Origin of the sequence: Streptomyces sp. NPDC059852 (assembly GCF_042731455.1) — a bacterium.
Taxonomy (GTDB): domain Bacteria; phylum Actinomycetota; class Actinomycetes; order Streptomycetales; family Streptomycetaceae; genus Streptomyces.
In genome coordinates, this window is sequence record NZ_JBHWJK010000006.1 from 214,906 (window position 1) to 227,942 (window position 13,037).

Sequence of the window (13,037 nt, forward strand, 5' to 3'; positions counted from 1 at the left end):
ATGAGCCAAGCGGCACAGAACCTCAACTGGTTGATCACCAACTTCGTGGACAACACCCCCGGGGTGTCCCACACCGTCGTCGTGTCCGCCGACGGCCTTCTGCTGGCGATGTCGGAGGGGTTCCCCCGCGACCGTGCCGACCAGCTGGCGGCCGTCGCGTCGGGTCTGACCTCGCTGACGGCGGGTGCCAGCCGGATCTTCGAAGGCGGGGACGTCGCACAGACCGTCGTCGAGATGGAGCGGGGATTCCTCTTCCTCATGTCCATCTCGGACGGGTCGTCCCTCGCCGTACTCGCTCACCCGGAGGCGGACATCGGCCTCGTCGGGTACGAGATGGCACTGCTGGTCGACCGTGCGGGCGCGGTCCTCACCCCCGACCTGCGTGCCGAACTGCAAGGCAGTCTGCTCCACTGACATCTCCCGGATCCACCCGTCTCACCAAATCACCGTCCGGCCGCCACAATCCCCCCACTGGCACCCTCACCCGACGGCTTGACCGACCGACTTGTGTCCCAGCCCGGAGGATTCATGACCCCGCCCACCGCCTCTCATGATCCGTACGCGGAGCCGTACGAGGATGAGGGCGACCAGCCGCTGGTACGTCCGTACGCGATGACCGGCGGCCGGACCCGGCCGCGCTACCAGCTGGCCATCGAGGCCCTGATCAGCACCACGGCCGACCCGGCGGCGCTGATGGGGCTCCTTCCGGAGCACCAGCGCATCTGCCACCTGTGCCGCGAGGTGAAGTCGGTCGCCGAGGTCTCCGCGCTCCTGTCCATGCCGCTCGGCGTGGCCAGGATCCTCGTGGCGGACCTCGCGGAGGCGGGCTTGGTCGCCATCCACCAGCCGGGTGGCGACGAGAACAACGGTGGCGCACCGGACGTGACGCTGCTCGAAAGGGTGCTCAGTGGACTTCGCAAGCTCTGAACCAAGCCGGGCGACCACCTCTGCCAAGATCGTGGTGGCGGGTGGCTTCGGCGTGGGCAAGACCACGTTCGTGGGTGCCGTCTCGGAGATCAACCCGCTGCGCACGGAGGCCGTCATGACCTCCGCGAGCGCGGGGATCGACGACCTCACGCACACCGGGGACAAGACCACCACCACGGTGGCCATGGACTTCGGCCGTATCACCCTGGACCAGGACCTGATCCTCTACCTGTTCGGTACGCCGGGTCAGGACCGCTTCTGGTTCATGTGGGACGACCTCGTGCGCGGTGCCATCGGCGCCGTCGTGCTGGTGGACACCCGCCGTCTCGCCGACTGCTTCCCCGCGGTCGACTACTTCGAGAACAGCGGCCTGCCCTTCGTCATCGCCCTCAACGGCTTCGACGGGCACCAGCCGTACACACCGGACGAGGTGCGCGAGGCGCTGCAGATCGGGCCGGACGCGCCGATCATCACGACGGACGCCCGGCACCGTGCCGATGCCAAGAGTGCGCTGATCACGCTGGTGGAGCACGCGCTCATGGCACGGCTGCGGTAGTGGAAGTCTGCGGGCACATACGGCAGTTGTCGTAGATGTCCCGGAGCCGGCTGTGGCCTTTGACACGGTCGGCTCCGCTGTTCATAACGTTTCGGCAGAGGAATCGGGTGGTACGGCAACTCGTCGCGGTCAACCGGTCTCGCTGCGCGCACAATCGCCCCGTCTTTTGACGGGGCTCGCTCTTTATGACCGTTTTATCTGGGACTTACATCGCACGGAATCCTCCTCTTCCACTGTTTGGAGGAGCGCGGGCCCCCGTGCTGGAATGCCAGAACTGCCCACTGGCCGAAGACGTACTCATCAGTAATGCGTACTTCGAGGCGATGGGCTCTGAGACACAGCGGCACGACCTAGGTGCCGACCCCGCCGGAAGGTTGTTGGTCGAGTGAGGCGAAGCAAGAACAGTCCCGAGCCGTCGGCCCGGGGCAACTTCACCCCGCCGCCGCGCGGAGCGGCGCCCGCCCCTGTGCCCGGATCCGAGCCCACGGCCGCGCCGGCCCCGAGCGGCGGCCGTTTCTCGCCGCGCAACTGGCGGGTGCCCACCAGGCTGAACGCGATCCTGCTCATACCCGTGATGGTCGGCCTCGTCATGGGCGGCTTCCAGGTGAAGAGCTCGATCGACACCTGGCAGGACGCCGAGGACGCCGAGAACGTGGCCCTCCTGGTGCGCGCCGCCGAGGAGTACGGCAACGCCCTGCTGGACGAACGCGACCTCACCGCGGCCGACCTGCTGCAGGGCAAGGGCACCACGGACACCGTGACGCAGCTGCGCTCGGCGACCGACGGCGCCAAGGAGAAGTTCGACCAGGCGGCGCAGAACCTCCCGCACACGGCCGCGCTCGACCGCCGTATGCAGCTCTTCCGGTCCAACGAGACCAAGCTGGCACCCCTGCGCCAGGCCGCCTACACCAAGGCGATGGACCCGGTGAAGACCGAAGAGGGGTACGTCGCCGTCCAGCACTCCCTGATGGAGTTCGCCAACGAGCTCAGTCTGGGCACCGGCAACATCACCTCCTACGGCCGCACCGTCTACGCCGTCTCGCTCGCCAAGGCAGCCGTCTCTCTCCAGCGCTCGATCGGCGTGCACATGCTGATCCGGCCGAGCACCAAGGAGGCCGTGGCCCGTCAGCAGAGCGTCTCCCTCGTGTCGTACCGCTACCTCGAGGGCATCGCGATCAACGAGTTCGTCTCGGGTGCCACCCAGGACGACGTCGACCAGCTCGACGAGATCATGGCCGCGCAGCGAAAGAAGATCGGCGACAAGGGCACCGCCGTCGACGCCGGTGACAGCAGCTCCACGCAGGGCGGCGCCTACACCGCCATGCCGGCCGCCGACGCCATGCTCCAGGGCATCGCCGCGGGCACCTTCACCCCCGAGCAGCTGGCCGCCAAGGGCGTCACGCCCAAGGCGTGGCTGGGCGCCTCCACCGCCAAGTTCGAGGGCTACCGCGAGATCGAGACCGACCTCGTCAGCAAGGCCGTGGACGAGGCCGCGAGCGTCTCCGAGGACGCCAAGACCGACGCGCTCATCACCGGTGCCGCCGTCGTGGTCGCCCTGCTCGCCGCGTTCATCCTGGCGGGCATGGTGGCCCGCCAGATGTCCCGTTCGATGCGCCAGCTGCGCAACGCCGCCTTCGGCATCGCCGAGCAGCGCCTGCCGATGCTGGTCGACCAGCTCTCGCGCACCGACCCCGGCCGGGTCGACACCCGGGTCGCGCCCATCCCGATCACCACACGCGACGAGATCGGCGAAGTTGCCCGCGCCTTCGACCAGGTCCACCGCGAGGCCGTCCGGCTCGCCGCCGAGCAGGCCCTGCTGCGGGGCAACATCAACGCGATCTTCACCAACCTGTCGCGCCGCAACCAGTCGCTGATCGAGGGCCAGCTGACCCTGATCACCGACCTGGAGAACAACGAGGCCGACCCGGACCAGCTGGAGAACCTCTTCAAGCTGGACCACCTCGCGACCCGTATGCGCCGCAACGGCGAGAACCTCCTCGTCCTCGCCGGCGAGGAGCCCGGCCGCCGCTGGGACCAGCCGGTCCCGCTGGTCGACGTGCTGCGCGCCGCCTCCTCCGAGGTGGAGCAGTACGAGCGCATCGAGCTGTCCGGCGTCCCGGAGGCCGAGATCCACGGCCGCGCGGTCACCGACCTCGTGCACCTGCTCGCCGAGCTCCTGGAGAACGCCACCACGTTCTCCTCGCCGCAGACCAAGGTCCGCGTCACCGCGACCCGTCTCCCCGACGGCCGCGTGATGATCGAGATCCACGACAAGGGCATCGGCCTCACCGCCGAGGACTTCGCCGACATCAACCACAAGCTGGCGAACCCGCCCACCGTCGACGCGGCGATATCCCAGCGCATGGGTCTGTTCGTGGTCGGCCGGCTGTCCGACCGGCACGGCATCCGCGTCCAGCTGCGCCCCTCGGGCGAGCAGGCCGGCACCACCTCGCTGGTCATGCTGCCGGATGCCATCACGCACGGTGGCGGCGGCGCCGAACAGCAACCGCTGCAGGACGAGTTCACCGTCTCGCAGATCATCCCGGAGCAGCAGTTCCAGGGTGAGAACTTCGGTCAGCCGATGCGTACCGCGGCCGAGCTCGGCTTCGACGACAGCGCCTACACCGAGGTGCCGGACGACATCCGCGAGCTCGACCCGGTCGGCCGTTCCCTGATGCGCGAGGAGCGCCGCGCGGCCCTCGAGGCCGAGGCGCAGGGCCAGGACGGCACCGAGGCGCCCGCCTACGACGAGTTCGGCCGGCCCGCCTACGACGAGCGCAACGGCTACGCGGGGCCGCAGGACGGCTACGACCAGCAGCAGGCGTACGACGAGCAGCGGCAGCAGTCCTACGAGGACCAGCAGCAGGCGTACGGCGAGCAGCAGCACTCCGGCTACGAGGAGCCCCAGCAGGCGTCGTACGACGACACGTACTACGCGCCGAACGGCGGCCTCCCCCGCGACGACGGCTTCGCGTCCCCCAACGGCTACCCGGGCTCCGGCTATGCGGAGCCCGCCGCCGAGGAGCCGGTGGCCCGGAACGCCTCCGCGCAGGACGGCTTCACCGCCTTCGAGCAGCGGCGCCACCAGGACGACTGGCCTCAGCAGAACGGCTTCCGCGACGGCTACCAGGAGCAGTACGCTCCGGAAGCGGAATCCGCGCAGGCCGGTGACGCCGGCGAGTCCGACGGCGTAGGCTTCGACCGTCCGGGACCGGCCCATTCCGCGCCCCACGCACTGACCGACGCCGGGCTTCCGCGTCGCGGCGCCGCCGCGAGCGGCACCAACGGCACGCGGCCCGTGCGGCAGGAAGCGCCGGCGCCGGCTCCCACGCCGGAGAGCAACGGCGACAGCGCCTGGCGTTCCCAGAACGACGAGCGCTGGCAGCAGGCCTCGCAGCTCCGGAAGCCCAAGGCGGGCGGGGTCACCTCCTCCGGCCTGCCGCGGCGGGTCCCGAAGGCCAACCTGGTCCAGGGAGCAGCCGAATCCACCCCCCAGGGGGGCCCACAGGTCTCCCGTGCTCCCGAGGACGTCCGGGGCAGGCTGAGCAACCTGCGCCGCGGTGTCCAGCGGGGTCGCAGCGCGGGAAGTGAAACGAACGGCCAGGGCTTCGGTCCTGACAGCACCTACAACCAGGAGCGTTAGTGTGAGCCCGATGAGCCAGGCGGCACAGAACCTGAACTGGTTGATCACCAACTTCGTGGACAACACCCCCGGGGTGTCCCACACGGTGGTGGTCTCCGCCGACGGACTCCTTCTGGCGATGTCCGAAGGCTTCCCGCGCGACCGCGCCGACCAGCTCGCGGCCGTCGCCTCCGGTCTGACGTCACTGACGGCAGGCGCCTCCCGCATCTTCGAGGGCGGCAGCGTGAACCAGACGGTTGTGGAGATGGAGCGGGGATTCCTCTTCATCATGTCCATCTCCGACGGTTCGTCCCTCGCCGTCCTCGCACATCCCGAAGCGGACATCGGCCTCATCGGGTACGAGATGGCGCTTCTGGTCGACCGTGCCGGTACGGTCCTGACGCCGGATCTGCGGGCGGAACTCCAAGGGAGCCTGCTCAACTGAACGGACAGCGGTGCGTTTTGGCGTCCCGGGGCCGTAAGGTTTCGGGACGCGGCTCCACATGATGGGTGCCAGGCACAGTCGGAGGAGGAGAGAAAGTGGCAACACCCCCAGACGGTTCGTCATCGGGCAACTGGTCGTACGGCCCTGCCCAGGGCCAGAACGACGGTTCCCAGAACCGGTACTTCCCCTCCCAGCCGAACCAGCGGCAGCCGTACGCCCCGCAGGGCCCCGGGCCCTCGCCGTACGACCAGCCGCCGGCGCCGCGCATCCAGCCGGTGCAGCCGCAGCGACGCGCCCCTGAGCCGACGCCCGCCGGGGCGTCGAACAACCCCCTGGTGCGTCCGTACGCCATGACCGGCGGCCGGACCCGCCCGCGCTACCAGCTCGCCATCGAGGCGCTGGTGCACACCACCGCGCAGCCGCACCAGATGCAGGGCCAGCTGCCCGAGCATCAGCGGATCTGCAACCTCTGCCGGGAGATCAAATCGGTGGCCGAGGTCTCGGCCCTCCTCACGATCCCCCTCGGCGTGGCCAGGATCCTCGTCGCCGACTTGGCGGAGGCAGGACTGGTCGCGATCCATCAGCCCGGCGGCGACGAGAACGCCGGCGGCCAGCCAGACGTGACACTGCTCGAAAGGGTGCTCAGTGGACTTCGCAAGCTCTAGCGGAGGGCCTTCCCGCTCCACCACGTCCGCGAAGATCGTGGTGGCTGGCGGCTTCGGCGTGGGCAAGACCACGTTCGTGGGTGCCGTCTCGGAGATCAACCCGCTGCGCACAGAGGCCGTCATGACGTCCGCTTCGGCCGGCATCGACGACCTCACCCACACCGGGGACAAGACGACCACGACGGTCGCCATGGACTTCGGCCGTATCACCCTGGACCAGGACCTGATCCTGTACCTCTTCGGTACGCCCGGCCAGGACCGCTTCTGGTTCATGTGGGACGACCTGGTGCGCGGCGCCATCGGCGCGATCGTGCTGGTGGACACCCGCCGTCTCGCCGACTGCTTCCCCGCGGTCGACTACTTCGAGAACAGCGGCCTGCCCTTCGTCATCGCGCTGAACGGCTTCGACGGCAACCAGCCGTACAACCCGGACGAGGTGCGCGAGGCGCTGCAGATCGGCCCCGACACCCCGATCATCACGACGGACGCCCGGCACCGCGCGGACGCCAAGTCGGCGCTGATCACGCTCGTGGAGCACGCGCTGATGGCGCGGCTGCGCTAGACACGGGCTTCTTCGCTCACAGGGCTGCCCCGGACGGTTGTTCGCCGTCCGGGGCAGCCCTTCGTCCGCCTCGCGGTTCCAGGCGCCCCCAGGGACGCCGAAGGGCCCCTCTCCCGGGAGAGGGGCCCTTCCTGTTCGTGTCGGCGGGTCAGCGCCAGCTGTGGGGGGCGCGGAAGCCGCCCTCGCGCTCCAGGCGGCGCCAGCCGGCCTTGGGGCGGCCCCGGTGGGCCGGGGCGGCGGCGGGGCGGGCGGCGGCGCGGGCCAGGAGGATCGCCGTGATGGCGGCGACTTCCTCGGGCTCGGCGTGGCCCTTCTCGACGCGGATGTCAGGGACGTTCATGGGCTCAGTCTCCATGGATGAGGTTTCCGCACGGATACCGGTGGGTTACTGCGGAGGGTTGCCGTGCTTGCGGGACGGCAGGTCGGCGTGCTTGGTGTGCAGCATCGCCAGGGAGCGGACGAGGACCTCGCGGGTCTCGGAGGGGTCGATCACGTCGTCGACCAGGCCCCGCTCGGCCGCGTAGTACGGGTGCATCAGCTCGGACTTGTACTCCTTGACCATGCGTGCCCGCATGGCCTCGGGGTCCTCGGCCTCGGCGATCTGCCGCCGGAAGATGACGTTGGCGGCGCCCTCGGCGCCCATCACGGCGATCTCGTTGGTCGGCCAGGCGTAGGTGAGGTCGGCGCCGATGGACTGGCTGTCCATGACGATGTACGCGCCGCCGTACGCCTTGCGCAGGATCAGGGAGATCCGGGGCACGGTCGCGTTGCAGTAGGCGTACAGCAGCTTCGCGCCGTGACGGATGATGCCGCCGTGCTCCTGGTCGACGCCCGGGAGGAAGCCGGGGACGTCCAGGAACGTGATGATCGGGATGTTGAAGGCGTCGCACATCTGCACGAAGCGGGCGGCCTTCTCGGACGCCTCGATGTCGAGTACGCCCGCCAGCGTCTGGGGCTGGTTGGCGACGATGCCGACGACCTGGCCGTCGAGCCGGGCCAGCGCGCAGATGATGTTCCGCGCCCAGCGCTCGTGGACCTCGAGGTACTCGCCGTCGTCGACGATCTCCTCGATGACCTTGGTCATGTCGTACGGCCGGTTGCCGTCGGCCGGCACCAGGTCGAGGAGCGTCTCGCTGCGGCGGTCCGCGGGGTCCGACGGCTCCACGCGGGGCGGGTTCTCCCGGTTGTTCTGCGGGAGGAGGGAGAGGAGGTAGCGCACCTCGGCGATGCACGTCTCCTCGTCGTCGTACGCGAAGTGGCAGACGCCGGAGGTCTCGGCGTGCACGTCGGCGCCGCCCAGGCCGTTCTGGGTGATCTCCTCGCCCGTCACGGCCTTGACCACGTCGGGGCCGGTGATGAACATCTGCGAGGTGTCGCGGACCATGAACACGAAGTCCGTGAGGGCGGGGCTGTAGGCCGCGCCGCCCGCGCACGGGCCGAGCATCACGCTGATCTGCGGGATGACGCCGGACGCCTTGGTGTTGCGCTGGAAGATGCCGCCGTACCCGGCGAGGGCGGAGACGCCCTCCTGGATACGGGCGCCGGCGCCGTCGTTCAGGGAGACCAGCGGGGCACCGGCCGCGATGGCCATGTCCATGATCTTGTGGATCTTGGTGGCGTGGGCCTCGCCCAGCGCGCCGCCGAAGATCCGGAAGTCGTGCGCGTACACGAAGACCGTGCGGCCCTCGACCGTGCCCCAGCCGGTGATGACCCCGTCGGTGTACGGCTTCTTGGCCTCCAGGCCGAAGCCCTGGGCCCGGTGCCGGCGCAGCTGCTCGACCTCCCGGAAGGTGCCGGGGTCCAGGAGCAGCTCGATGCGCTCCCGGGCGGTCAGCTTCCCCTTGGCGTGCTGCGCCGCGGTGGCCTTCTCGCTCGGGCCGGCCAGCGCCTGGGCACGGATCTCGTGCAGCTCGGCGGTCCGTCCACGGGCGTCGATCGGCTCACCCGGTGCCTCATCCAAAACGGTCATGTAGCGACCTTACGAAGGACCCGGCGCAATGCGAGCCGTCGACTCCTCACAGTCTCCGGAGCGTTTTCCTGGTAGCACCGAACAGAACCACGGCGGCATGCAGCCTTTCCGACTGCTCAGAGGGCCTGTGCGTTGTGGGGGTCACACAAACCCGTCAGGCGAGAACCACCTCACATCGGTGGGTCCGGCATACCGTCCCCGGAGTGACGCGGAGCCTGAGCCGGGGTCCGGTGGCGAGGATCTCGACCGTCTCGTCGGCGCGGGACACATGCCGTACGGGGTGGTCGAGGACGACCTCCAGGGGCTCGCCCGTGCGGGGCGGCTCGCTCACCCAGAGGGTAGCGGTCCGGCCCCGGCGCCGGAGCAGCACGCTCGCTCCCGCGCCGACGGTGAGGGGGCCCGCGGTGCCGGGCCGCCGGAAGAGGGCCGCCGTCACACCGAGGGAGGGGACGTGGACGGCCTGGCGGGCCGGGTCGTTGGCGAGGACCGTCAGCCAGCCGCGGTCGGCTGCCCGCGCGGCGACCTCCCGGCGGCTCGCGCCCGGCATGAGCACGTACTGGTAGGTCGCGCCCCGCGGGTCGGTGCCGTGGTCCAGCCAGAGGGTCTGCCAGCGGCGGGTGCGGCGTTCGGTGGTGCTGGTCGTGTTGATGTCGGCCCACGCGCCGGTGCGGTCCTCGCGCAGGGTGCGCAGCCGGCCGTACGGGACGATCCAGCCGCCGTGGCCCTCCAGATGGGCCCAGCCGGGGCCGCGCGTCAGGGCCTGGACGCCGTTCTCCCCCAGGTTCCGGTTGTCGACGACGGTTTCCACGGGGACGCCGTCGGCGCAGCTGATCCCGGCGCCGAGGCAGACCACGGCGTCCGCGAGACAGAACCACGCCTTGTGGGCCCGGAGCGTGGAGCCGAGGCCCTCCAGGTGCTGGCCGATCGCCGCGTACGTGCCGTCCGTCGTACCGCCGACCCAGCGGGCGCCGGGCCGGGCCTCGCCCCATTCGCCGCCCGCGCGGTCGGGCAGTCGGCGGGTGGAGACGGTCGTGCCGGGCAGCCGGTACCAGTCGACGGTCGGCCAGTACCAGTCCGTGTACTGGTCGCCGAGACCGTCGGCCCACCAGGAGACCATGCCGGCGCCGGTGTGCCAGCCGCGCGGGTTCTCGCCGTTGCCGCACTCGTAGTGGGCGATCCGGTGGCTGGCCATGGCGATGCTCGCGACGAAGCGCGGTCGGCGGTGGACGGCGCGGTCCATGGCGGCGAAGAGGTGGTGCCCGGGCGGCTCGGGCGCCGCCGGGACCGGCGACCGTGCGACCGCGTGCAGACGGGCGAGGTCGGCCACCCCGAACTGACGTGACGTCAGGATCGGGGTCACGGTGTCCCGTTCGATCCAGCCCTTGACACGGGCGTGCCACCGGTCGCGTTCGGCCGCGCTCGCGCCGGCGGCGAGGAGGGCGATCGCGGCGATGAGCCCGTGCCCGTGGTAGTGGTCGCCGCGCATGACCCGCCGGTCGTCGTTCTTGAGGTACCCGCGGCTGATGGCGCGCCCGTTGACGGCGTCCATGACCAGTCCGTCGTGGATCAGGGGGGCGTAGGCGCGTTCGACGCTGTCGAGGACGATCTGCCGGTTCGGGTCGGTGACCTCCCAGTCGGAGCCCGCCAGCAGGGCGAAGAGGCGTCCGAGTCCGTCGAGGAGGACCTGGCCGTAGGTGCCGGAGTAGGCGACCCAGGTGTGCTGCACGAAGGAACCGTCGGCGTGCAGGCCGTCGCCCGCCGTGACGTACGGGAATACCGGGGAGAGCGCGTCCCGGGCGAGCGCGATCCGGTCCGGGGCGCGCCCGAGGATGCCGCGCAGGACGACGGAGCGGCACAGGTCGACGCGGTTGGCGCCGGTGGAGGTGCCGGAGTAGTCCGTGAGCAGGGTGTCGGGGATGAAGTGGTCGACTGTGGCGCAGGCGGCGTCGATCCGGTCCTGCCCGAGGTGGCCGTACAGGGCCGCCGTGATGTCCATGAGCAGGCGCGGGCTGCCGATCTGCCACTCCCACCAGTTGCCGTGGCGGGGGGCGCCGGGGTGGTAGACGGTGGCGGAGAGGTGGTCGAGGCCGCGCAGCACGTCGGCGAGCAGGGCGGGGTCGGCGGTGGCGCCGGTGCCCGGCTGGACGTAGGCCTGGGTCATGGTCCACAGGCGGCTGTAGCTCTGGGTGATCCCGGCGGGCGGGTCGAAGGGGTGGCCCGGCCACAGGGAGGTGGGGGTGGGGTCCATGGCCCGCTGGAACGTGCGGGCCAGCGTGCCGGTCTCGGCGAGGCGCCCGGCGTACGGCTCGGCGGCCGGGTCGTAGCCGGTGCCGAGGGCGATGCCGAGCCAGCGGGCGCGGAGGGTGTCGTAGGGGCCGGCCGCGTCGGCATGGGCCGGGGTCGCGGCGGTGCGGCCGAGGGCCGCGGCGAGGGCGGCGGCGGTCAGCAGGGCTCGGCGCGAAGGGGTCATGTCCATGCCCTACCACGTCACGCGCGGTGACACCAGGAACACGCCGCGGATGATGTTGAAAGTTGAAGGGAATGCGTCTACGGTGGTGCGTGTTGGGTAGTTAAACATTCAACGACACACCCCGAGGAGAACGTCATGGGCATCTTCAACCGCAAGGACTCCGCCGAGACCACCGCTCCGGCCGCCGCCGTCGCCGTCGCGCCGGAGCTGGCCGCGCTGACCGGCGACTACACGATCGACCCGGCGCACTCCACGCTCGGGTTCGTCGCCCGGCACGCCATGGTCACCAACGTCAAGGGCAAGTTCCTCGACTTCAGCGGCTCCCTGCACCTGGACGGCACGGACCCGGCCGCGTCCACGGCGTCCCTGGACATCAAGATGGACAGCATCGACACCGGGTCGGCGGACCGCGACGGGCACCTGAAGAGCGCGGACTTCTTCAAGACGGACGAGTTCCCGACGATGACGTTCCGCTCCGCCAAGGCGGAGGCCCTGGGCGGCGAGGACTACCGCATCACCGGTGACCTGACCATCCTCGGCACCACCCGGCCGATCACCATCGACCTGGAGTTCAACGGCGCCGCGAAGGACCCGTTCGGCAACGAGCGCGTCGGCTTCGAGGGCAAGGCGGAGATCCTGCGCTCGGAGTGGGGCCTGACCTGGAACGCCGCGCTGGAGACGGGCGGCGTGCTGGTCTCCGACAAGATCAAGCTGAACTTCGACATCTCGGCGATCAAGAACGCCTGATCCGCGCGGCGCCGGCGCCGCACATACCGAGCACACCCGTCCACCGGCATCACGCCGGGTGGGCGGGTGCTCTGTTGGGGGGCCGCCGCCGAGGGGGTGATCACCCCGCCTGGCCGGAGTTCCGTGGCCGGAAACGGGCTCTTGTGGGGGGTGTCACAGGGTTCTCATAATCCAGCCAACGGAAACGGCCGGGGGTGTGTCAGTCCGTTGGATTGACATGTTCCTGCCATATGCACTTCTCGCGTTCGTATGTCGAACCCCCCACGGAAGGCATCACGTTGAAGAAGCTCCTCACCGCGCTCAAGAGATGCGCGGTCCTCGGCGCCGCCGCGCTCGCGATCGTCAGTCTCCAGCCCGTGTCGGCCGCACAGGCCGCGGACTCGCGTGTCGTCGGCGGGACCCGCGCCGCACAGGGCGAGTTCCCGTTCATGGTCCGGCTCTCCATGGGCTGTGGCGGCGCGCTCTACACCCAGCAGATCGTCCTCACCGCCGCCCACTGCGTCGGCTCGACCGGCCGGAACACCAGCATCACGGCCACCGCCGGTGTCGTGGACCTCCAGAACAGCAGCGGCCGCGTCCAGGTCCGCTCCACATACGTGTACCGGGCGCCGGGCTACAACGGCACCGGCAAGGACTGGGCGCTCATCAAGCTCGCGCAGCCCGTCGACCTGCCGACGCTGAAGATCGCCACCACCACGCAGTACAACACCGGCACCTTCACCGTCGCCGGCTGGGGCGCCAACCGCGAGGGCGGGGCCCAGCAGCGCTATCTGCTCAAGGCCGACGTGCCGTTCGTGAGTGACGCCCAGTGCCGTTCCTACAGCGGCTACAGCGGGCTCGTCGCGAACGAGGAGATCTGCGCCGGGCTGCCCTCCGGCGGCGTGGACACCTGCCAGGGCGACTCCGGCGGCCCCATGTTCCGGCGCGACGCGAACAACGCCTGGATCCAGGTCGGCATCGTCAGCTGGGGCATAGGCTGCGCCCGGCCGAACGCGCCCGGCGTCTACACCGAGGTCTCCACCTTCGCCTCCGCCATCGCCTCGGCGGCGGCCGGCCTCTGACCGGCGCCCCGCG

Annotated in this window: 12 protein-coding genes; 9 read left to right on the plus strand and 3 right to left on the minus strand. The window is 70.4% G+C overall.

All coding sequences use genetic code 11. From position 1 onward, the window contains the following. The 7 genes from ACFV46_RS10565 to ACFV46_RS10595 all read left to right on the plus strand — a co-directional run bounded on the left by ACFV46_RS10565 (position 1) and on the right by ACFV46_RS10595 (position 6,777). Positions 1-414, plus strand: coding sequence for a roadblock/LC7 domain-containing protein (locus ACFV46_RS10565; protein ID WP_055624380.1), 414 nt, complete (start codon positions 1-3; stop codon positions 412-414). A 114-nt stretch (positions 415-528) separates the two neighbouring features. Continuing rightward, positions 529-927, plus strand: a complete 399-nt coding sequence (locus ACFV46_RS10570) for a DUF742 domain-containing protein (protein WP_003997626.1) — start codon at positions 529-531, stop codon at positions 925-927. Further along, positions 908-1,483, plus strand: a complete 576-nt coding sequence (locus ACFV46_RS10575) for an ATP/GTP-binding protein (RefSeq protein ID WP_055624289.1) — start codon at positions 908-910, stop codon at positions 1,481-1,483. Before ACFV46_RS10570 ends, ACFV46_RS10575 begins: the two co-directional genes overlap by 20 nt. 385 nt (positions 1,484-1,868) lie before the next feature. Next, positions 1,869-5,126 carry a nitrate- and nitrite sensing domain-containing protein gene (locus ACFV46_RS10580; RefSeq protein WP_385497758.1) on the plus strand — a complete coding sequence of 1,086 codons (3,258 nt, stop codon included), beginning with the start codon at positions 1,869-1,871 and terminating at the stop codon, positions 5,124-5,126. Between the two features lie 10 nt (positions 5,127-5,136). Further along, a complete protein-coding gene (locus tag ACFV46_RS10585) occupies positions 5,137-5,550 on the plus strand; it encodes a roadblock/LC7 domain-containing protein (RefSeq protein WP_004983065.1) in 414 nt (137 codons plus the stop codon). A gap of 95 nt (positions 5,551-5,645) precedes the next feature. After that, positions 5,646-6,215: a DUF742 domain-containing protein gene (locus ACFV46_RS10590; protein WP_062666611.1), complete on the plus strand. Its 570-nt coding sequence runs from the start codon at positions 5,646-5,648 to the stop codon at positions 6,213-6,215. Continuing rightward, positions 6,196-6,777: an ATP/GTP-binding protein gene (locus ACFV46_RS10595; RefSeq protein WP_026248371.1), complete on the plus strand. Its 582-nt coding sequence runs from the start codon at positions 6,196-6,198 to the stop codon at positions 6,775-6,777. Before ACFV46_RS10590 ends, ACFV46_RS10595 begins: the two co-directional genes overlap by 20 nt. Positions 6,778-6,925: 148 nt before the next feature. Here the strand turns inward: ACFV46_RS10595 and ACFV46_RS10600 are convergent, their stop codons facing one another. The 3 genes from ACFV46_RS10600 to ACFV46_RS10610 all read right to left on the minus strand — a co-directional run bounded on the left by ACFV46_RS10600 (position 6,926) and on the right by ACFV46_RS10610 (position 11,222). Continuing rightward, a complete protein-coding gene (locus ACFV46_RS10600; RefSeq protein ID WP_062666609.1) occupies positions 6,926-7,117 on the minus strand; it encodes an acyl-CoA carboxylase subunit epsilon in 192 nt (63 codons plus the stop codon). 45 nt (positions 7,118-7,162) lie between these two features. After that, positions 7,163-8,746, minus strand: a complete 1,584-nt coding sequence (locus ACFV46_RS10605; protein ID WP_361926910.1) for an acyl-CoA carboxylase subunit beta — start codon at positions 8,744-8,746, stop codon at positions 7,163-7,165. 154 nt (positions 8,747-8,900) lie between these two features. Further along, positions 8,901-11,222: a polysaccharide lyase 8 family protein gene (locus ACFV46_RS10610; RefSeq protein WP_385497759.1), complete on the minus strand. Its 2,322-nt coding sequence runs from the start codon at positions 11,220-11,222 to the stop codon at positions 8,901-8,903. 129 nt (positions 11,223-11,351) lie between these two features. Here ACFV46_RS10610 and ACFV46_RS10615 point away from each other — a divergent pair, with 129 nt between their 5' ends. Then, positions 11,352-11,963 carry a YceI family protein gene (locus ACFV46_RS10615; protein WP_385497760.1) on the plus strand — a complete coding sequence of 204 codons (612 nt, stop codon included), beginning with the start codon at positions 11,352-11,354 and terminating at the stop codon, positions 11,961-11,963. 278 nt (positions 11,964-12,241) lie between these two features. Beyond that, on the plus strand, positions 12,242-13,024 hold the full coding sequence (locus ACFV46_RS10620) for a serine protease (RefSeq protein ID WP_361926901.1): 783 nt from the start codon (positions 12,242-12,244) through the stop codon (positions 13,022-13,024). Positions 13,025-13,037 lie beyond the last annotated feature (13 nt).

What these genes read in the sequence shown, in the direction of transcription:
- ACFV46_RS10565 (WP_055624380.1), top strand. Translation starts at nt 1, where the DNA reads ATGAGCCAAGCGGCACAGAACCTCAACTGGTTGATCACCAACTTCGTG.
- ACFV46_RS10570 (WP_003997626.1), top strand. Translation starts at nt 529, where the DNA reads ATGACCCCGCCCACCGCCTCTCATGATCCGTACGCGGAGCCGTACGAG.
- ACFV46_RS10585 (WP_004983065.1), top strand. Translation starts at nt 5,137, where the DNA reads ATGAGCCAGGCGGCACAGAACCTGAACTGGTTGATCACCAACTTCGTG.
- ACFV46_RS10600 (WP_062666609.1), bottom strand. Translation starts at nt 7,117, where the DNA reads ATGAACGTCCCTGACATCCGCGTCGAGAAGGGCCACGCCGAGCCCGAG.
- ACFV46_RS10605 (WP_361926910.1), bottom strand. Translation starts at nt 8,746, where the DNA reads ATGACCGTTTTGGATGAGGCACCGGGTGAGCCGATCGACGCCCGTGGA.
- ACFV46_RS10610 (WP_385497759.1), bottom strand. Translation starts at nt 11,222, where the DNA reads ATGGACATGACCCCTTCGCGCCGAGCCCTGCTGACCGCCGCCGCCCTC.
- ACFV46_RS10615 (WP_385497760.1), top strand. Translation starts at nt 11,352, where the DNA reads ATGGGCATCTTCAACCGCAAGGACTCCGCCGAGACCACCGCTCCGGCC.